Origin of the sequence: Bacillus sp. FSL H8-0492, from assembly GCF_038006145.1 — a bacterium.
GTDB lineage: Bacteria > Bacillota > Bacilli > Bacillales > Bacillaceae_G > Bacillus_A > Bacillus_A mycoides.
Map to the genome: position 1 here is coordinate 3,663,470 of NZ_JBBOUP010000001.1, position 20,002 is coordinate 3,683,471.

22 protein-coding genes are annotated in these 20,002 nt (G+C 36.7%); all 22 read right to left on the bottom strand.

The features are described from left to right. Positions 1–17 precede the first annotated feature (17 nt). The 22 genes from MHH66_RS18750 to MHH66_RS18855 all read right to left on the bottom strand — a co-directional run bounded on the left by MHH66_RS18750 (position 18) and on the right by MHH66_RS18855 (position 19,994). Positions 18–608, bottom strand: coding sequence for a DUF1405 domain-containing protein (locus MHH66_RS18750; protein ID WP_002086612.1), 591 nt, complete (start codon positions 606–608; stop codon positions 18–20). A gap of 512 nt (positions 609–1,120) precedes the next feature. Then, complete coding sequence (qcrC, locus tag MHH66_RS18755; protein ID WP_002011836.1) at positions 1,121–1,888, bottom strand: menaquinol-cytochrome c reductase cytochrome b/c subunit; 768 nt, start codon at positions 1,886–1,888, stop codon at positions 1,121–1,123. Between the two features lie 43 nt (positions 1,889–1,931). Then, entirely contained in the window at positions 1,932–2,606 is a 675-nt protein-coding gene (gene qcrB, locus MHH66_RS18760; protein ID WP_000932700.1) for a menaquinol-cytochrome c reductase cytochrome b subunit, read from the bottom strand. Further along, positions 2,607–3,119 carry a menaquinol-cytochrome c reductase iron-sulfur subunit gene (gene qcrA / locus MHH66_RS18765; protein WP_002030772.1) on the bottom strand — a complete coding sequence of 171 codons (513 nt, stop codon included), beginning with the start codon at positions 3,117–3,119 and terminating at the stop codon, positions 2,607–2,609. A gap of 144 nt (positions 3,120–3,263) precedes the next feature. Next, positions 3,264–3,719 (bottom strand): YpiF family protein, encoded by a 456-nt coding sequence (locus MHH66_RS18770; protein ID WP_002030770.1) that lies wholly within the window; start codon positions 3,717–3,719, stop codon positions 3,264–3,266. 153 nt (positions 3,720–3,872) lie between these two features. Further along, entirely contained in the window at positions 3,873–4,409 is a 537-nt protein-coding gene (locus tag MHH66_RS18775) for a ReoY family proteolytic degradation factor (RefSeq protein WP_002086615.1), read from the bottom strand. 73 nt (positions 4,410–4,482) lie between these two features. Beyond that, positions 4,483–5,745: a tetratricopeptide repeat protein gene (locus MHH66_RS18780; protein WP_002086616.1), complete on the bottom strand. Its 1,263-nt coding sequence runs from the start codon at positions 5,743–5,745 to the stop codon at positions 4,483–4,485. Positions 5,746–5,852: 107 nt separating this feature from the next. Continuing rightward, on the bottom strand, positions 5,853–7,127 hold the full coding sequence (aroA, locus tag MHH66_RS18785; protein WP_063218613.1) for a 3-phosphoshikimate 1-carboxyvinyltransferase: 1,275 nt from the start codon (positions 7,125–7,127) through the stop codon (positions 5,853–5,855). A gap of 157 nt (positions 7,128–7,284) precedes the next feature. Beyond that, entirely contained in the window at positions 7,285–8,397 is a 1,113-nt protein-coding gene (gene hisC, locus MHH66_RS18790; RefSeq protein WP_002086618.1) for a histidinol-phosphate transaminase, read from the bottom strand. A 116-nt stretch (positions 8,398–8,513) separates the two neighbouring features. Beyond that, positions 8,514–9,599, bottom strand: a complete 1,086-nt coding sequence (aroB, locus tag MHH66_RS18795) for a 3-dehydroquinate synthase (protein ID WP_078184196.1) — start codon at positions 9,597–9,599, stop codon at positions 8,514–8,516. Then, positions 9,599–10,771, bottom strand: a complete 1,173-nt coding sequence (gene aroC / locus MHH66_RS18800) for a chorismate synthase (RefSeq protein ID WP_063218614.1) — start codon at positions 10,769–10,771, stop codon at positions 9,599–9,601. The genes aroB and aroC overlap by 1 nt, the downstream gene beginning before the upstream one ends. Before the next feature lie 300 nt (positions 10,772–11,071). After that, positions 11,072–11,518 (bottom strand): nucleoside-diphosphate kinase, encoded by a 447-nt coding sequence (ndk, locus tag MHH66_RS18805; protein ID WP_078184195.1) that lies wholly within the window; start codon positions 11,516–11,518, stop codon positions 11,072–11,074. A gap of 124 nt (positions 11,519–11,642) precedes the next feature. Next, positions 11,643–12,605, bottom strand: a complete 963-nt coding sequence (gene hepT / locus MHH66_RS18810) for a heptaprenyl diphosphate synthase component II (RefSeq protein WP_078184194.1) — start codon at positions 12,603–12,605, stop codon at positions 11,643–11,645. Between the two features lie 38 nt (positions 12,606–12,643). Next, positions 12,644–13,357, bottom strand: coding sequence for a 2-heptaprenyl-1,4-naphthoquinone methyltransferase (menG, locus tag MHH66_RS18815; RefSeq protein WP_063218616.1), 714 nt, complete (start codon positions 13,355–13,357; stop codon positions 12,644–12,646). 29 nt (positions 13,358–13,386) lie between these two features. Beyond that, on the bottom strand, positions 13,387–14,139 hold the full coding sequence (locus MHH66_RS18820) for a heptaprenyl diphosphate synthase component 1 (protein ID WP_002030763.1): 753 nt from the start codon (positions 14,137–14,139) through the stop codon (positions 13,387–13,389). A gap of 271 nt (positions 14,140–14,410) precedes the next feature. Next, complete coding sequence (folE, locus tag MHH66_RS18825) at positions 14,411–14,980, bottom strand: GTP cyclohydrolase I FolE (protein ID WP_002011819.1); 570 nt, start codon at positions 14,978–14,980, stop codon at positions 14,411–14,413. 121 nt (positions 14,981–15,101) lie between these two features. Next, positions 15,102–15,374 carry an HU family DNA-binding protein gene (locus MHH66_RS18830; RefSeq protein ID WP_001043860.1) on the bottom strand — a complete coding sequence of 91 codons (273 nt, stop codon included), beginning with the start codon at positions 15,372–15,374 and terminating at the stop codon, positions 15,102–15,104. Positions 15,375–15,672: 298 nt separating this feature from the next. Continuing rightward, positions 15,673–17,151 carry a stage IV sporulation protein A gene (gene spoIVA / locus MHH66_RS18835; protein ID WP_000416521.1) on the bottom strand — a complete coding sequence of 493 codons (1,479 nt, stop codon included), beginning with the start codon at positions 17,149–17,151 and terminating at the stop codon, positions 15,673–15,675. A 242-nt stretch (positions 17,152–17,393) separates the two neighbouring features. Further along, positions 17,394–18,107, bottom strand: coding sequence for a hypothetical protein (locus MHH66_RS18840; RefSeq protein WP_002126422.1), 714 nt, complete (start codon positions 18,105–18,107; stop codon positions 17,394–17,396). Between the two features lie 65 nt (positions 18,108–18,172). Beyond that, a complete protein-coding gene (locus MHH66_RS18845) occupies positions 18,173–18,376 on the bottom strand; it encodes a DUF2768 domain-containing protein (protein WP_002011815.1) in 204 nt (67 codons plus the stop codon). A 227-nt stretch (positions 18,377–18,603) separates the two neighbouring features. After that, entirely contained in the window at positions 18,604–18,855 is a 252-nt protein-coding gene (locus MHH66_RS18850; RefSeq protein ID WP_000369753.1) for a stage VI sporulation protein F, read from the bottom strand. 116 nt (positions 18,856–18,971) lie between these two features. Next, on the bottom strand, positions 18,972–19,994 hold the full coding sequence (locus tag MHH66_RS18855; protein ID WP_002011813.1) for an NAD(P)H-dependent glycerol-3-phosphate dehydrogenase: 1,023 nt from the start codon (positions 19,992–19,994) through the stop codon (positions 18,972–18,974). Between the last annotated feature and the right edge of the window lie 8 nt (positions 19,995–20,002).

Sequence of the window (20,002 nt, forward strand, 5' to 3'; positions counted from 1 at the left end):
CCTAAATGTCCTCACCATCATAAAGAAAACTGTTTTCGGTTCTCACGTAAGCAATAATAATATGTAATACACAGTACAGCAATACTTAACCAAAACGTAAAATAACCAATTTTCTCTACAAATAAATGCATAATCCCATATCTCGGCATTTGCCAAAATAAATAATCAATTGCATCATTATGTAATGTCCATATGCCAGCTACAGTGAAGTGCCATTTTTTTATCCGATAAAACGGAGCATATAACATTCCCTGCACTGCCATCGCAAAATGAGATAACATTAACATATATCCCATAAGGCCAATAGGGCCTTTTACATAAATCATAATTGCATTTACAACAACAGCCCAAACACCATATTTTATTAAAGTAACTATCGCTAGCGCTTCTATTAACCCCCAGTTCTTCTTCATCAAGAAAGCAATTAAAACAAAGACAAAAAAGAGAGTCGCCATAGGGCTATCTGGTACAAACGGCCAAAATATAGGTGAGGTTTCTTTTAATTGATTTCCATACCATATGAATCCATAAATTGTACCTAATATGTTAACAACCAATAAAAATAATAGTACCGAACGTTGCCTTAACATTGCATACAAGTAAGCCAATCTGTATGTCCAACACCTTTCAAACAAAGTAATTCTTTCATCGAACTCTACTCTATTATATAGCAAACTTTCCGTCATCGTAGAGTAGAAAACTGAAACAGATTAAATTTTCTTTAGGGATGGCTTTGCTATCCCTTTTCTGTTTCAGCTTCCCCTCATCAAACCGTACGTGAGGTTTTCCCTCATACGGCTTTCCGATGCTCTTCCTTCTTTAGCTTTCAGTTTGTTCTAGCTTCCTACTTTCACGAGTGTGTATGTTATTTTCTTCATCAAGTCCTTGATACGACCATGTTTCTTTCGAACATTTCTTTTCTTATTCCAAAAAAGGTTAAGCCGTTCTAAGACGTACCAATCTATTTTACCGAGCCACTTCTGTCCAATTGAAGATAGGCTATAATAATTTTTGAATCCTTGTAGAATTCTATTTAAACCTTTCACCATCAAACAGTGCCCAGCTTAGCTGGGCACGCAAAATAAAAAGCTGACCACAGGTTTTGTAGTCAGCTTTTCTATTATTTTTTATTATACTTTGCAACGAATTCCGAAAGCTTTTTCAGTTCCTCATCTGTACCTTTAAATACACCTTTAGGCATTGAACCTTTTCCATCTTTCGCAATTTTAGCGATTTCTTCTGGTTTTAAAGTTAAGTTTTGCAAAGCCGGTGCTGCCGCTCCGCCCTGTAAATTGTCACCATGACATGTTAAACAAGTATTTTTTTGCATCAACTTGTAGCCGTCATCATTTTTATCAACTGGTGCTGTTTTTACAATTGCTCCTTGTTTTTTTGCAGCTTCCCAATCGTGGTGTGCTACAGATTCCCAAGTTAAAAAAATAATCGATGCAATTGCTAAAAGCATAAACCCCGTTGCTACAGGACGCTTCAATGGTGCTCTTTCTGGGCCTCGATCTAGAAACGGAGCTAATAGTAACGCTCCAAACGCAATCCCCGGCATAATAAACGCACCAATTACAGTAAATGAGCCTGAAGCATACGAATACTTTAATAACTGATACAAGAATAAGAAATACCAATCTGGAAGTGGTATATATCCTGCATCTGTAGGATCCGCCATTCTCTCAAGCGGTGACGGATGCGCCACTGTTAAACATAAATAACCGACTAAAAAAACTGCACCAACCATCCATTCTTTTAACAAGAAATTCGGCCAAAACGCTTCTGTTTTCCCTGGATATTCAGAATAATCTTTTGGAATATTTGGTTTCCGGGCTACTGGTACCCGAGAATCTCCTACAAACTTCATCCCTTTGCCGCGATGCATAATCTCCCTCCTTTTGTTCTTTCCCCTTTAATTTAGCAATCTCTTATAGCGGACCGGAAATACCTTGTTTGCGAATCATGATGAAGTGGAAGGCCATTAAACCTAGAAGTGCTGCTGGTAAGAAGAAGACGTGAATAGCAAAGAAGCGAGTTAATGTTTGAGCGCCAACGATTTCGGAATGACCAGCGAGTAATGTTTTAATATAAGGACCAATGAGCGGCGTTTGCTCTGCAATTTGAATCCCTACTTTCGTAGCAAATAACGCTTTCATATCCCACGGTAATAAATATCCGGTAAAACCAAGACCTAACATAACAAAGAAAATAAGAACACCAACAATCCAGTTTAACTCACGAGGCTTTTTATACGCACCTTGGAAGAAAACTCTGAGTGTATGTAAAAACATCATTACAATTACGAGACTAGCACCCCAGTGATGCATACCACGAACAATTTGCCCGTAAGCTACTTCATTTTGTAAATAATAAACCGACTCCCAAGCATTTTTAATATCCGGCACATAATACATCGTCAAAAACATTCCGGACAAAATTTGAATTACTGTAACGAAAAAGGTAAGTCCTCCAAAGCAATAGACGAATGCAGAAAAGTGATGTGCCGGGTTAACATGCTCAGGTACTTCATGATCAGCGATATCACGCCATATCGGTGTAATATCTAAACGTTCGTCCACCCAATCATAAATTTTATTTAACATCTACTTTGCACCCCCTCTTGGCTTCGCTTTTCCTAAATACAGCGTTCCATCTTTCACTTTAGACTCGTACACATCAAGCGGAGCAAGAGGCGGTGTGCCTTTAATGTTCATCCCATCTTTTGTGTAACGTCCCCCGTGACATGGGCAAAAGAATTGATTAGGATGTGCTTTGTCCGAATTCCAGTTCACTGTGCAACCTAAATGTTTACATACTGGAGAAAATGCAACAATGTCTCCGCTTTCATCTTTATGCACCCAAGCAGATTTTGGCTCTTCAGACTTGTACCATCCGTCAACCTGCTTCACCTTAAAATCGAAGCGCTTCGGCTCTGTTGTAATATCCTTTACTTGTCCAACAGCAACCATATCTGTTCCCACTTCTTTTCTTAACACCGGATCAAGCGCAAACCTCGTCATCGGCATTAAAATACCCGCCGCCATAAAGCCTCCTACCCCTGTAAGTGTGTAATTTAAAAACTGTCTTCTTGACACACGATGTTCTTTCTCGCTCACGAAAATTTCCCCCCTCTATCAGAAATTGTCCCCTCGTGAAAAAATTATATAAAAAATAAAAACTAGGACACTATCATGATATAATACCCTCTTGCATAGGTCAATATCATACTACTCATAATAATAAGAACTTTCTGTTTATTATTATTTTATCCATCTTTCTTCCAACATTTCCATAATATTTTTTATGTGTGCACGAATAACTTCCCTTTTCGCTTGGTCACTAAATTGCTCTAATGATAACGATGGAAACCAAAATAAATCACCCTGCACATCTCTCATATCTTCTTTCCATGAAAAGTCACTTGTCACATAGGCAATATGCTTAAAACCTTGCCTTTTTAAATGATCTGTCCATTCTTGCAAACGGTCTTTTTCATTCTTTTGGCTCTCTACCAAATACGTAAATGCGGGCAGTAAAAGCACTCTTCCTTTATACTCCCTTTCCAACTCCATACTCAAAGCCTCAATAAATTCACCTTGCTCTACAACCATTTTCATCTCTTTTGCTGCCGAAATAGACAAAAGGGGTATAATCCCTGTATCTACATACTCCCTCGCTTGCTCAAACTGTTCTACATCTTTTACAATCCATTTCACCTTTTCTCCCCTCCTCCATTCGAAATAACAGAACTTTCACTTTATATATATTAAACCATACTAAAAGAGGTAAAAAAAGAAAAACTACCTATTATTAAGTAGTTTTTCTTAAAAAGTCTGAATTTCGTAAAGATTACATAATCAAAATGAATTCTATAAAATTTTCAACTCTGCTGTTAACCTATGAAATGCTTCCTTATCTTGCTTATCCAAAGCTTCATCAATTTGTTTCAAAAGACGTTCTCTTCTAAATGAGAATACACTTTCTTCTAAAAATCGTTCTGCAAGCAATCGATCTTTTTCATTCACTTCAATATGCTTTGGCAAATATGGGTTTTCTTCTAATACAGCTACATAGTTTGCATTTTGGAACGATGATTTAAAATTAAGCTGAATATAAATATCCTCATCTCGATTCAAACGAATATCATGAAACGATTTTTCTGCATCTGTTGTCATTACATTTTGTTTAAAAAAATGAAACGGTGTGTCTTTCACACAATTTGCTGACATTACTAAGCCACGCGGACAATATTTTGCATGTTCTACGAAGTGGACTTTATGCATTAATTGATCGTGACTCATTAAATAATTCAAAATCCATACACATTCACGCTGTTTCAGTTGGTAATTATTCAAAAACCATTTTACAAAATCCTTCTTCTCGTTTACAGAAACAGGGGTATTCATAGCGATTAAGTCCCTCCTCTGTCTTTCTCTTTTCTTTTTAGATTCAAGAAGCGGCATTCAGTTTCCTTCCAACTTATGAAAAATCCTCTAAATTATATAACAATTCTTCAATATGAATTTGTGTCGGGTCTAGTTGTATTAACTGCGTAAATACTTCTTTCGCCTCTTTTCGCATTCCTTCTTCTAATAAGAAATAACCGTACTCTTCCAAGAAATCTGGATGATTCTTAAAAGAAGTATATGCACTTTCATAGTGTTTTAATGCATCCGAATACATTTCTAATTGTTTTTTTGCAAATGCAAGATCCCAAAGTAGTTGTGTATCTGGTTCTCCACTGTCAATTGCACGCTCTACAACTGCAATTAGCTCTTCGTATTTCTCTTGTTCTTTTAAAATATACGCATATTTTAATATCGCGCCTAAATGTCCCGGATCTAGCTCCAGCGCTTTTTGAAGCACTTCTTCTGCCTCCGCTATTTTACCTAATTTCGCCGCAATATTCGCTAATTCTACATAGAAAGGAACAGACAGCTCATCTACTTTAATTCCTTCTTGAAGTGTTTCATAGCTTTCTTGAAGCATGCCTTCTTTTTCATAGCTTTTCGCTAAATACATGTATAACGATGCGTATTCAGGATCTAATTCTTTTAATTCTTGCCAAGCACCAATTGCTCTTTGATATTCTTCTCCTTGGTATAATGTGAAGGCATATCCAAATAATGAGTGAATATCTTTTTGCTCTTCTAACCCCGCTTCATAGTAAGAGATTGCCTCTTCCCAGTTTCCAATAGCACTTAAAGTTTCTGCTAGCCGAAGCGCAATGACAACACCACCCATAACTTTATGTTCTGCTAGTAACGATTCATAATAAGTGATCGCCTTTTGCTCTTCACCTTTACTACTATATAATTCTGCTAACCCAAACGTAATAACAGGTTCGTCTGGCATCATTTCTTTCGCCTTTAATAGTTTTTGTTCTGCTACATCATCAAAACCTTGCATTTGGAATAAATCCGCTACAAGTAATAACGATTGAACATATAAATCATCGTTTTCTGGAATATCATGAAGCACTTCAATCGCTTCATCTTCTTTATCTAAATCAATATATAATTCTGCTAAAAATACCGTAAATTCACTTTCTTCCGGATATAGCAAGCGTAAGTCTTCAGTAATTGCTAACGCCTCATCCATAAACCCAAGTGTATGATAGTAACGAGCGATATCATACTTCTCTTCATCATTAGCAACTCGTAGTTGTTCTTTTAATAATTGTAATCCTTTTTCTGCTTCACCGTTTTCAATATAAGAAACAGCCTGTTCAAACTTTTGCATAAACGTCTCCTTTAATTCAAAAAATATTCTCTTCTGTTCATTTATCATAAGCAACTAGGTGTAAGAACGCAACCTTTTGAGTGAGCTACCTCTTCCTATACTTTCTCTCATAGCGCAGCTAATTGTTCGAAAAATTCCGGATACGATACAGCGACCGCATCACTATTCTCTATTTTCACTTCTCCATCTATAATACACGATGCGATTGCAAGCATCATCCCAATACGATGATCGCCGTGACTATTAACAGTATTTCCTTTTAAACTTTGTTTACCATATATAATCATACCATCTGGTGTAGCTTCAATCTTCGCACCTAATTTACCTAATTCATCTACAACCGTATCGATACGATTTGTTTCTTTTACTTTTAACTCCTCAGCGTTTTTAATAACAGTAATTCCTTCTGCCTGCGTTGCCAATAAAGCAATTACAGGAATTTCATCAATTAATCTTGGAATAAGAGTTCCACCAATCTCTATTCCTTTTAGTTTAGATGTTTCAATCGTAATATCCCCGCACGGTTCAAACTCTTCATTTCTAATATGATCGATAGAAATAAGTGCACCCATCTTTGTTAATACATCTAAAACCCCTGTTCTCGTCGGATTTAAACCAACGTTTTCCAATACAAGCTTACTATTTTGGACAATTGCACCAGCTACTAAGAAAAATGCCGCCGAAGAAATATCTCCTGGAACTTCTATGTCTGCACCTTTAAGTTGTTGTCCACCTTGTAATGAAACAGTCCGTCCATTAACATCTACGGTACAACCGAATGCACGCAACATTCTTTCCGTATGATCACGAGATTGCATAGGCTCTGTTACCGTAGTAATCCCTTCCCCTTGCAAACCCGCAAGTAAAACTGCTGACTTCACTTGTGCGCTTGCTACTGGTGAATGGTAATGCATACCTTTTACCTTACCACCGCGAATAGATAAAGGTGTATATTGTCCGTTTTCTCTACCATCAATTTGAGCATTCATCTTACTAAGCGGGTCTGTAACACGTTTCATAGGACGTTTTCCAATTGATGCATCACCAATTATCGTACTATGGAACGGCGTATTTGCTAAAATCCCAAGCATAAGACGAATAGTCGTCCCTGAATTCCCCACATCTAATACTTCTTTCGGTTCTTGTAAATTATGTAATCCTTTACCGTAAATCGTGACATCGTTACCAAACTGTTCAATCTGGACACCTAGTTTTTGAAAACATGTAATTGTACTTAAACAATCTTCTCCTAATAAAAAATTTGATACTTTCGTCGTCCCTTCCGCTATCGCTCCAAACATAACAGAGCGATGCGAAATAGATTTATCTCCTGGAACAACAATGTTCCCATTCAAACTATTTTTTCGTCCTACTAGTTTCAAACTGTATCCTCCTCACATTTTAAATAAGTTATATGTACAATAGTTCTTCTTATACGTCTACTTCTATTGTAACGTTTTCTTTCTTGAACGTGCAAACAACTCCCCTTATTGCAGTTCAAATGAAAAAGGCTCCTGTAACAGGAGCCTCCACCATTTCTTAAGAATACGTTTCTTCTTTCTTCACTTGTTCTTTTACAAGTTCCGTAAGTAATTCAATAATCTCATCATTTTCTTCTTTTAATCCAACAGTAATACGAATACCATCATGCATACCAAATGCTGCACCAGAACGAACGATATATCCTTTTTTCATTAATCGTTCGAAAGCTTCATTACCAGGTATACCAAGTTTCAAGAAAATGAAATTCGTTTGAGATGGATAGTAGAATACGTTATATTCCTTACAAAATGCATAATATTGATTTAATCCTCCGGCATTTTTCTTCACACACTCTTGTAAAAACTGTTGATCCTCTATTGCCGCTAATGCTACCGCTTGGGCGATAGTTGATGTGTTAAATGGTAGTCTTGCTACCTCTAGCTGCCCAATAAGCTTTGCATCACCAATCGCATATCCAATACGAAAAGCAGCTAATCCATATGCTTTTGAGAATGTGCGTAACACCATAAGATTTTCGTACTTTTCAAGAAGAGGTAATGTTTGCGGATAATCTTCTGCCCCAGCATATTCATAATATGCTTCGTCCATAATAACGAGCGCTGACTTTGGAACTGATTCTAAAAATGAAAGTAATTTTTGTTTTTCTACATATGTACCTGTCGGATTATTCGGATTACAAATCCATACAATCTTCGTTTTCTCATCTACTTGTTGTAACATTGCATCTAAATCGTGAATGCCATCTTTAAGTGGTACTTCACGAACTTCTGCTCCTTCAATAACAGCATGGTGATGGTATTGCGAGAACGTAGGGTTCGCCATTACAACATTTGTTCCATTATGTAGCAAAGCACGACTAATCATTTGAATGACTTCATCTAGCCCACTACCAAATAAAAGTTGTTCCGCTTTTACACCTAAATGCTCTGCTACTTTCTCACGAAGCTCAAATGCCGCCCCGTCCGGATAGAGTGCATATTGATTAGCTAACGAAGTTAATGCTTCTGTCACACGCGCAGAGCAGCCAAACGGATTTTCATTCGATGCTAGTTTTACAATTTTTGACAATCCGTATTCTCTTTTTACTTCCTCAATATTTTTCCCAGGTACATATGCTCTCAAAGTTAACAATTGCTCTTTTACTCTCACTTTTCTTCCCCCAGTCATTGATATGATTTATAATGTCTTACTGTCATCTTTAATCATAACCGTCACCATTACGAGAATACCTTTAAATATGCATTTCATACCTGTTCTATGACTTTTTACACCATATCCTTTTGAAATGCTTCTAACGCAATATGAACAGTCTCATCTGAAATAGATACGACATTCACTCCCCCATATTCCTGCATAAGCACCATATGAATTGTTCCAGCATTTGCTTTTTTATCTTGTTTCATCAACTGAACTAGACGTTCTACATTCAAGTCACTTGACATTTTTGGATAACCGTATTTCAAGAACCACTGCTTCATTTCTTCATAAGAAAGATCAACTTTGTACACTTGCTCACTTAAAAACATAGCAAATAGCATGCCAACCGCTACTCCATCACCGTGAGTAATATTCCCATATCCTAACTCTTTTTCAAGAGCATGTCCTAACGTATGCCCAAAATTCAAATGCGCACGTACACCTTTTTCTGTTTCGTCTTGCGACACAATATTCGCTTTCACAGGAATCGCCTTCGTTAATATATGAATTAACTTTTCATCACGAAGATCCGTTAACGTTTGCACTTCTTCTTTTAACCAATGATATAGCTCTACATCACCAATAAGAGCATGCTTTATCACTTCTGCATAACCTGATCGCCACTCTTTTTCAGGAAGTGAATGTAAAAATGGTGTATGATATACAACAGCTTCTGGCTGATGAAACGCTCCAATCATATTTTTTCCTAGTGGATGGTTAATTGCTACTTTCCCGCCTACTGCACTATCGTGAGCTAATAAAGTCGTTGGAACTTGGACAAAGCGAATACCACGCATAAACGACGCGGCAACAAATCCAGCCAAATCTCCAATCATTCCGCCTCCAAGTGCGATGATTAAAGAATTTCTATCTAATTTATTTTCAAGAGCCGAAGTGTGAGCCTCATAGAAATTTTCAAAAGACTTCTCTTTTTCGCCACTCGGTACAACAAACGAAAATACTTTTTGCTCTACTTGCAATGCATCAACAACTGTCTGTAAATGCAGTGATGCAACAGCTTCATCAGAAATGATCATTATGTTAGATACTGCAGGATTCATTTTTTGAATAAGCGTTGTTAAGTGTGACAACGCCTCCCTTCCAACATGTACATCATATTCTTTTGATTTCGTTTGAATATGTATGTTCTCCATTAAAATCCCCTCGCATATTCATTATGTTTCTCAATATTTTCACGTATAAGATCGATACGATCTAATCCAAATTGTTCAATTAAAGCTGTTGCGAGCTCCCAAGCCACAACAGCTTCAGCCACAACGCTAGCTGCTGGCACTGCACAACTATCTGAACGTTCAATACTCGCTGTAAAAGGTTCTTTCGTATCAATATCAACACTTTGAAGCGGTTTATATAATGTCGGTATCGGTTTCATAACACCGCGCACAACAACCGGCATACCAGTTGTCATGCCACCTTCTAATCCACCTGCATTGTTCGTTTTTCTTCTGTACCCTTGCACTTCATCCCAAAGGATTTCATCATGCACTTCACTTCCAGGTCTATGTGCTGCTTCAAAACCAATTCCAATTTCAACACCTTTAAAAGCGTTAATACTCATAATTGCCGCTGCTAATTTTGCATCTAATTTTCTATCATAATGTACATAGCTACCTACTCCAATTGGCATTCCTTCTACAACTACTTCAACAATACCACCGATAGAATCACCATTTGCCTTCGCATCATCAATTGCTTGCATCATCTTTTTACCGGCCTCTTCATCTAAACAACGTACAGGAGATGCTTCTGTAGTACTTTGTAATTCCACAATAGAGTTATATTTAATATTAGCTGCCTGTACACCACCAATCTCGATAACATGTCCCGCTACTTGTATACCTAATTCCGCTAATATTTTTTTTGCAACTGCACCAGCTGCAACACGAACTGTCGTTTCACGTGCTGAAGAACGCTCTAATACATTCCTCATATCTCTATGACCATATTTAATCGCACCATTTAAATCTGCGTGTCCAGGTCTAGGTTTCGTAACTTGCCTTTTCATTTCTTTCTCTTCCTGCTCAGTTAACGGCTCTGCACCCATAACCTTTGTCCAATGTGTAAAATCACGATTTTCAACAACAAGTGCAATCGGTGACCCCATCGTCTTCCCATGCCTAACACCACTTACAATTTGCACTTGGTCTTTCTCAATTTGCATGCGTCTACCGCGTCCATATCCTTTTTGTCTTCTAGCTAATTCTTCATTTATATCATTCGCTACTAAAGATACCCCTGCCGGAACACCTTCTAAAATTGTCGTAAGTTGCGGACCATGGGATTCACCAGCTGTAATATATCGCATACGTTATTCCTCTTTTCGCATATGTATTTATCCCGCTACATAAAGCAGCTATATTATCTTCCATCACTCTTTAAAATACAAAGAAATTATATAGTAAATCGAATGTTTGCTTTCCCTACTTGTAATTGTTCGATTATTTTCATAATAGTAAACCTTTTACTTTACATACCAATATATCATAACAGCCCTAACTTCGTAACTGATCGAAATAAAAAAAGTGCAAGAAGAATACCCCTATTCTTCTCACACTTTTTACTATTATCACAGTTATTAAAGCGTTTACAAATTATTTCAAAATAATTAGTAAATCCATTGATTCATTAATTTTGAGTAGTCTACTAATTCATCTTCCTTAAAGAAAATAGCAATCTCGCGTTCTGCACTTTCTAAAGAATCCGAACCGTGGATAATGTTTTTCGCAACAGTTACACCGAAATCTCCACGAATTGTTCCAGGATCAGCTTCATGTGGTCGTGTTTTACCCATCATATTGCGTGCTGTATCTACTACACCTTCACCTTGCCATACCATTGCGAATACAGGACCAGATGTAATAAAGTCTACTAATTCACCAAAGAAAGGTCTTTCTTTATGCTCACCGTAGTGTTGTTCAGCAATTTCCGGAGTAACTTGCATTAATTTTGCACCAACTAATTGAAAGCCCTTTTTCTCAAAACGAGCTACAATTTCCCCAATGAAGGCACGTTGTACACCGTCTGGTTTTACCATTAGAAATGTTTTTTCCATAAAAAATCTCTCCACTTCTGAATTATGTATGTAATTGTATATCCCCACACACATATTAACACCCTTATCACAATTGCGCAATAGTTTTGAAATAGAGAGATTATTTTATTTTTTAGACAAAACACTAAAATTTTCGTTTTCCAATATACTTTGCGACATTTTGCAACGCATACTTCGCCTGTCCACGAGGGAGTGGTTTTATTATTTCTAATGCTTTATGTAAATAACGTTCACTAAACGAAAATGCTTTATCAATAGCTTCGCTCGCTTTAATATCATCAATAATTTCTTTCATTTCACTTGCTGTTGTATTTTCATGCACAGATGTAATTTTTTGACGAAGAACTGGATCTTCCATGGCATACAAAACAGGTAATGTAATGTTACCTTGTAATAAATCACCACCAGCAGGCTTTCCAAGCTTCTCTTCTGTCGATACGAAATCTAAAATATCATCAATAATTTGATAAGACATACCAACAAAATATCCGTACCAAAATAGACGATTTACAGTATCACGATTAGCACCAGCAGCAATCGCTCCCAACTGACAACTTGCGGCGATTAACAATGCTGTTTTTCGTTTTATCCTTCTTAAATACGTTCGTAAATTTTGATCATAGTTATACTTATCTTTAATTTGTTCGATTTCACCTTTACAAACTTCTAAAATTGTATGAGACAACGCTTGATGTGCATCTGGAATTTCTATATTTGTTATACATTCAAGAGACTTCGCAAACAAGTAGTCTCCTGTATACATTGCAATACGATCTCCCCATTTCGCATTCACTGTTGCGCTACCGCGTCGTAAAAACGCAGCATCAATGACATCATCGTGAACAAGCGAAGCCATATGAATTAGTTCTAATGCAACCGCAACAAGCTTAATTGCATCTAACTTATAATCCCCAAATTTCCCTGCAAGCAAAACAAAAACAGGGCGAATCCGCTTCCCGCCTGCTTCAATAAGCTGTAATGCCGCTTCTTCTACTAACGGCTGCTCAGAAGCAACTGTCTTCTTCAATTCTTTTTCTATAACATTAATATCCGATCGTAAAAAAGAGTACATAAGTTGTAACTTCATATTGTTCACCTTAACCTAAAACGTCTTTTTTCTTTTTTCTATTTTGATTCTGGTTTAATACCTAAATGCATAGCTGCTACACCAAAAGTAAATGGTTTCACTTGCACATTCTTAAGCCCAGCTTCTTCAAACATACGTGCTAACTCTTTCATCCCTGGGAATGTACTAGCAGATTCCTGAAGCCATGAATATTCTTTATAACTTTTCGCAAACATCTTTCCAAATAACGGCATGATATATTTAAAGTATAAGACATACCCTTGACGAAAACCTATCATCGTTGGTTGAGATGTTTCCAGGCAAATTACTTTTCCACCAGGCTTTACTACACGCGTCATTTCTTTTAATACTTGCATGTAATCCGGAACGTTACGTAACCCAAAACCAATTGTTACATAATCAAACGTATTATCTTCATAAGGAAGTTCCATTGCATTTCCATGTATAAGTTCTACTTGCTTTAATTCTAAAGCTTCTACCTTTTGTTTACCGACAGCTAGCATATTTTCGCTAAAGTCTAAACCGTAAACCTTCCCATCTTCACCTACAGCTCCCGCTAGTGCAATTGTCCAATCTGCCGTCCCGCAGCATACGTCAAGTGCCTTACTCCCGGGTTTCACATCCATAATTCGCATCGTTTCTTTGCGCCATGCCTTATGCCTTTGAAAACTAATTACAGAATTCATCACATCGTATTTATCAGAAATTTTCTCAAATACGTCATGTACTCTTTCTTCTTTTGATTGTTGCATGCTCGTACCTTCTTCCAATGTAAAGTTGCTTATGTCCTTGATTTATCTCTTAACATAGAAATTATCTCATTAACTTCTGTATGATTCTCTAAAAAATTTTCTTCTTGCTTTCTCATTTCCATAAGCCATTCATTAATAACTGTTTCCAAATTTTTATCATCATCCAATGAGATTTTTTGGACTGCTTGAAAAACAGGTGAATTTTGTTTATCAGCATACAATTGACACTCTTTTTGAAGACGATTTTTTCCTAACACATAAGTTATATATGGTTTCCAATTAGATAACTGAAAATGATCACATGTTTTTTGCAAAAGCGCAGATTCAATTATTACTACACTTTCCATTATGTCTTGAATCGTCACATGTGCTTTTTGATACAGCATAATTTTATGTTCATTAATCTCCTTAATTCCTTCAGCAAGTGCACGAATTAAGATAATATCACAATTCATTGACAATAAGTAATAGTATAGACCACTATAATAATCCCCTGCAAGAACTGTCAATTGACGACGCTTATGGAATCCACTCGTCTCTTCGTTTGCTTTATTTGATACTTTTTCATGTGTATCAAGAGCAATTTGTACAAGCATAATCGTTACGACATAATGATCAATTTGTTCTTTATGTATATTTGCACTTTTTAATGCACCGTATAACAGCGCTATTTTTTCTTCATCAATAAATGGTTCTTCAATATAGTTTATAAAATAAGGATGGCGTAATTTCTCCATCAATTTCTCTTTAATACCCGCATACCCTCCGTAGATGTCACACACAAAAAATCACCCTTGTTTTCTAATTCATAAAATTTATTATAACACATACATTCTATTTTCTATAATCAAAACTTGGCTACTTCTGCCAAACTGCCACCGAATAAAGCCTCAACTTTTATTCATACAAGTTATCTTCGTCTCTAACTACTACAAACATTCATTTACACAAAAGGCAGAAGTAATTTTCAACCTTTATATTCTTTCTCTTTAACATTAAAACTATATCATTTTTTTGTATATAAAAAAAAGAAAAGCAGTTTCCCGCTCTTCTTTAATTCGTCTTAATAAACGATAAAATTTCACTACGTGCTGCTGCATCATTTTCTAACACGCCGCGCACTGCAGTCGTTACTGTTTTCGCACCAGGCTTTTTCACACCACGCATCGTCATACACATATGCTCTGCTTCTACTACTACCATTACACCATGCGGCTCTAGTACTTCCATAATAGAGTTAGCTACTGTTGATGTAATACGTTCTTGTAGTTGCGGACGACGCGCAATTGTGTCTACAGTACGAGCTAATTTACTTAGTCCCGTTACTTTTCCACCTTGCGGAATATATGCAACGTGAGCAACTCCATAAAACGGAACAAGATGATGCTCACACATCGAATAGAATGGTATATCTTTTACTAGCACAAGCTCTTCGTGGTCTTCTCCGAATACTTTGTGTAAATGCTCTTTCGGATCCTCATGCATTCCTGAGAATACTTCTGCGTACATTTTCGCAACACGTTTCGGTGTATCAAGTACTCCCTCGCGATTTGGGTCATCTCCGATTGCCTCTAAAATAAGACGTACTGCATGTTCAATTTGTTCTAAATTAACTTTTGCCATCCGCTAGCCCTCCCGAAAAACCTAAAAGTGATACGAACACATTCTAGCATATTTATGTTTTTAAAAGCAAAAAGAAGAGTTTCCAAAAAGGAAACTCTTCTTCCCTGTTAATATGTAAGGATTATTTAACCGCATCTTTTAACGCTTTACCAGGTTTGAATGCAGGTACTTTACTTGCAGCGATTTCAATCTCCTCACCTGTTTGTGGGTTACGACCTTTACGAGCCGCACGCTCACGAACTTCGAAGTTACCGAATCCGATTAGTTGTACTTTATCACCTTGTTTTAAAGCTTCTAAGATAGAATCAAAAACAGCGTCCACTGCTTTTGTTGCGTCCTTTTTAGAAAGGGAACTTGCTTCTGCAACAGCATTGATTAAATCTGTCTTGTTCATGCCATTCACCTCCTCCCAAAGATAAGACTGTATAATGATCATAAAATGAGTCTTACTTTCATTTGTAGGCAATTTTTACAAATTCTATACTACAAAGATGTAGATAAATCATTATCAACGCCTATATTATACGATTCTCCTTTATAATTCAATATTTTTAAGGAAATTGTTACTCTAAAAATGTGAAATTCTGATGAAACTTGACAATTTACAACAAAATATTAGATAATGACTGTTTATTTTCCTATTACTTACTCAAAAAGAAAAAAATCCCTCTGCAATTAGAGGGATTTTTTTCTTATAATATAATCGCAATTAATCCGCCAGATCCTTCATTAATAATTCTTTCTAGCGTTTCTTTTAATTTATAACGAGCGTTTTCTGGCATTAGAGATAACTTCGCTTGAATTCCTTCTCTAACAATAGAGCTAAGAGAGCGCCCAAATATATCAGAATTCCAAATTGATAGCGGGTCATCTTCAAAATCTTGCATCAAGTAACGAACTAGTTCTTCACTTTGTTTTTCAGTACCGATAATTGGTTCAAATGTTGATTCTACATCCACTTTAATCATATGAATAGACGGCGCAACCGCTTTTAATTTAACACCGAATCTTGAGCCGTGACGAATAATTTCCGGTTCATCTAAGCTCATATCAGCTAATGCAGGCGCTGCTACTCCATATCCGGTTTGTTTTACCATCCGCAAGGCATCCGCCACTTGGTCATACTCTGTTTTCGCATGAGATAAATCGAGCATAAGCTTTAATAAATGATCTTTCCCTCGAATCTCTACTCCTACTACTTCTTTTAAAATTTGATCATACAATTCATCTGGCGCATATAAATCAATCTCTGCCACACCTTGCCCCATATCGATGCCAGCTAGACTTGCTCGATCAATAAATTCATATTGACTAAACTGCCAAACGACACGGTCCACATCACGAAGACGTTTTATATCCTTTACAGTCTCTTGAACCGCTTCCTGATAACTTTGGCGTAACCAATGCCCTTCATTTAGCACCATTACCCAGCTCGGAAGGTTTACATTCACTTCTAAAACCGGGAACTCGAATAATGCTTCTCGCAGTACGTTATACACATCTGTTTCTCTTAAACTCTCTACACTCATCGCAATTACTGGGATATCATATTCTTCTGATAAACTTTGACGTAACTGCTCCGTATCTGGATGGTATGGCTGTACAGTATTGATAATCATAATGAAAGGCTTTCCTACTTCTTTTAACTCATTTACAACGCGTTCTTCTGCCTCTATATAATCTCTTCTTGGAATTTCACCAATTGTTCCATCTGTTGTAATAACGACGCCAATTGTTGAATGCTCTTGAATTACTTTACGTGTTCCGATTTCTGCAGCTTCATGGAATGGAATAGGCTCTTCATACCAAGGAGTATTAATCATGCGCGGACCATTCTCATCTTCATAGCCTTTTGCTCCTGGAACCGTATATCCAACACAATCTACTAATCGAATATTCACTTCAAGACCTTCATCTACTTCGATAGAAACCGCTTGGTTTGGAACAAACTTCGGTTCCGTCGTCATTATTGTACGACCAGCAGCACTTTGAGGCAGTTCATCCTGCGCTCTTTGACGGTCTGACTCATTTTCAATATTGGGAATAACAACAAGTTCCATAAATTTTTTAATAAATGTTGATTTCCCTGTTCGAACAGCTCCTACAACTCCAAAATAAATATCACCGCCTGTGCGTTCCGCAATATCTTTAAAAATATCTACCTTTTCCAAGTGATTCCCTCCCTCAATATTTTTGGGAATAATTCCACGTTTATAGTCAACTAATACCTTCTCTAATGTTGCCTATAATATCTGATATAATATAATGGTATTCTAGAAGTTCGGACAATATATCATATAATTTTGTCCAATTTCATATGACTATTTAAAAATACCTTTTGTTTGCATCGCAAGTTGTATAACATAAAAAACCTTTCTTCTAGAACTTATTCACTAAAAGAAAGGTTCATGACTTATGATTTCAAAAAAATTGGTTCTCCATTTTTTACTGTGTACGGCAAAGAATATGCAGGAACAAACGGGGAATCCTTCGATAGTATACTCCGGATATCTTCACCTTCTTTAAATTGTCCTTCATTTTTTTTCAACGCTTCATATAAGTCGATTCTATAATCAACAAACAATTCTCCTTTTTCATTAATTACAAGAGGGAGGCCTTTTCCTGAGTACGGACTTGTCACTTGTGGTACATCTTTATATCCTAGTTTTTTGAAGTCTAATTCATAAACACCATCTGTGATCACTTTTTTAAAAGGTGGATATTGATGTTCATCACGATACATTCTTAGCTTCAATGCCACTTCTTGAATTTGTTCCGCCATTCTCACATCAATTAACTTTACTGTCGGATTTTTTTCAACATCTATTAATACATATTGATATACTCCACCACTTTCATACGCATTCCCTGGTGCCTCTTGTATGTACCTTGGAGCAATTTTTTGAAAATCAATTGGATACTTCTGATAAATCGGCGTACTCATATCACGCGTCTTAATTGGTAATAAACCATCCGTTTGCTCCTTATATGTATTAATGGCTTTTTGTACAACTTGCAACTGGTCTTCATAAGGAATAGCACTTTGTTTCATATTTTCTCTTGGATACATACACCCTGTTAAAATGCTCATGCAACAAAATATTAAAATAATATGGATTTTTTTCACTGACAATCACCTTTTCATGCTAGTATGGACTGTTGCTTTTGTAACATTTACCGACTACACATCCTTTATTGCTCAATAGGGCCACTAAATACAACAAGGAAAATAACAATTCCCGATACAATCATGAGGGTGTACGCTACTAAAGCTGTAATCCCTTTCAAAAATTTATTCTTCATTTTATGCCTACTCAATAAAATAAAACTTACTGCAAGAAACATAAATCCAATTGCCCCTAAAGCAAACCACATTTTCATAAGCCCTTCCGACATATATACACCCCTTTACTTTCAATCTATTTTTATACTATTTTAACAAATTAAAATCTTTAAACAAATAAAAATCATCATTTTTCCGTGAATTGATGATTTTTATTTAAAATAATAAAACCGAAGCACGAAATGATGCGCTTCGGTTGACCAAATATGCCCTTAACAGCTCTATTCCCATTCTTTCATAACTATCATATGCATTCTCTAAACTCTTTGTTTCTCATAATTTATTTTTTAAACATTTTACTTAACGAACCAAAATCCGCCGGCATATTATTGTTAATAATCGCTTTTACAATTTGATCCTCTTGCTCTTTCGGCACTTCGCGTCCTGCCATTAGAGCAACTTGATGAATCAATTGGCGAAGCACTGTCTCATCACGTAAGTTCGCATTTTGAACAGACGACGCTAATTTAAAAATATCTTCTTTGTTCACTTTCGCTTCTTTTTCAATGTTATTAAAAATGTTGTTATCCATTCTTTTCACCCTCTCCTCAAGTTACTCTTCATCCTATGCAGAGATGAAAAATTGGTGAAAAGACCCATAAAAAATAAAAAACGGTAGAAGTACGAAATGTACTTCTACCGTTTTCTTTATAACAAATCAGGTATCGCTTCAACTTCATGTTTTCGAACACGTCCCATCAATGAGCCTACTGCATCTTTCACATTATTCCCATTGAACAGCACGTCATATAAAGCCGCTGTAATCGGCATTTCAACTTCCATTTTCTCTGCCAATTCATGAGCAGCTTTCGTTGTTCTTACACCTTCTACAACCATACCCATACTTTCTAGCACTTCTTCTAAAGAGTGCCCTTTTCCAAGCATATTTCCAGCGCGCCAATTTCGGCTATGCACACTTGTACAAGTTACAATTAAGTCTCCCATACCAGTTAGACCAGCAAACGTTAACGGATTTCCGCCCATTTTTCTTCCTAAACGAGCAATCTCTGTTAAACCACGTGTCATTAATGCCGCTTTCGCATTATCACCTAATCCAAGCCCGTCAGATATCCCCGCAGCTAGTGCAATAATATTTTTTAAAGCACCACCAAGTTCAACTCCAACGATATCTGGGTTTGTATATACACGGAAATAGCTATTCATAAACAAATCTTGTACTCCCTCAGCCGCTTCCATACGCTTTGCTGCAGACGTAACAGTTGTCGCTTGACGCAATCCAACTTCTTCAGCGTGACTCGGCCCAGATAGTACAACAACATCCTTAATCAAGCTCTCTGGAATTTCTTCCTCAATCACTTCCGAAATACGTTTTGACGTACCTGGTTCGATTCCTTTACTTGCATGAATCCAAGTAATTGGCTCTGTAACAATTTCTTTCATCTCTTGCAATACGTCTCGGTACGCTTTCGTCGGTACTACTAGCAGTACTGTATTTACATCTACTAATGCTTCTTCTAAAGAAGAGTAGGCTACGATTGTGCTTGGCAATGTAATCCCTGGAAGATATCTACTGTTCTCACGCTTCGTATTAATTTCATTCATGAGTTCAGGACGGTTTCCCCAAATACGTACATCATGCCCATTGTCAGCTAATACCATCGCTAACGCTGTTCCCCAGCTACCTGCTCCTATTACTGTGATTTTTGTCATAAAATCAC

What these genes read in the sequence shown, in the direction of transcription:
- qcrC (WP_002011836.1), bottom strand. Translation starts at nt 1,888, where the DNA reads ATGCATCGCGGCAAAGGGATGAAGTTTGTAGGAGATTCTCGGGTACCA.
- qcrB (WP_000932700.1), bottom strand. Translation starts at nt 2,606, where the DNA reads ATGTTAAATAAAATTTATGATTGGGTGGACGAACGTTTAGATATTACA.
- MHH66_RS18775 (WP_002086615.1), bottom strand. Translation starts at nt 4,409, where the DNA reads ATGAATACCCCTGTTTCTGTAAACGAGAAGAAGGATTTTGTAAAATGG.
- MHH66_RS18780 (WP_002086616.1), bottom strand. Translation starts at nt 5,745, where the DNA reads ATGCAAAAGTTTGAACAGGCTGTTTCTTATATTGAAAACGGTGAAGCA.
- aroB (WP_078184196.1), bottom strand. Translation starts at nt 9,599, where the DNA reads ATGGAGAACATACATATTCAAACGAAATCAAAAGAATATGATGTACAT.
- aroC (WP_063218614.1), bottom strand. Translation starts at nt 10,771, where the DNA reads ATGCGATATATTACAGCTGGTGAATCCCATGGTCCGCAACTTACGACA.
- ndk (WP_078184195.1), bottom strand. Translation starts at nt 11,518, where the DNA reads ATGGAAAAAACATTTCTAATGGTAAAACCAGACGGTGTACAACGTGCC.
- hepT (WP_078184194.1), bottom strand. Translation starts at nt 12,605, where the DNA reads ATGAAGTTACAACTTATGTACTCTTTTTTACGATCGGATATTAATGTT.
- menG (WP_063218616.1), bottom strand. Translation starts at nt 13,357, where the DNA reads ATGCAACAATCAAAAGAAGAAAGAGTACATGACGTATTTGAGAAAATT.
- folE (WP_002011819.1), bottom strand. Translation starts at nt 14,980, where the DNA reads ATGGCAAAAGTTAATTTAGAACAAATTGAACATGCAGTACGTCTTATT.
- MHH66_RS18830 (WP_001043860.1), bottom strand. Translation starts at nt 15,374, where the DNA reads ATGAACAAGACAGATTTAATCAATGCTGTTGCAGAAGCAAGTTCCCTT.
- MHH66_RS18845 (WP_002011815.1), bottom strand. Translation starts at nt 18,376, where the DNA reads ATGTCGGAAGGGCTTATGAAAATGTGGTTTGCTTTAGGGGCAATTGGA.
- MHH66_RS18850 (WP_000369753.1), bottom strand. Translation starts at nt 18,855, where the DNA reads ATGGATAACAACATTTTTAATAACATTGAAAAAGAAGCGAAAGTGAAC.
- MHH66_RS18855 (WP_002011813.1), bottom strand. Translation starts at nt 19,994, where the DNA reads ATGACAAAAATCACAGTAATAGGAGCAGGTAGCTGGGGAACAGCGTTA.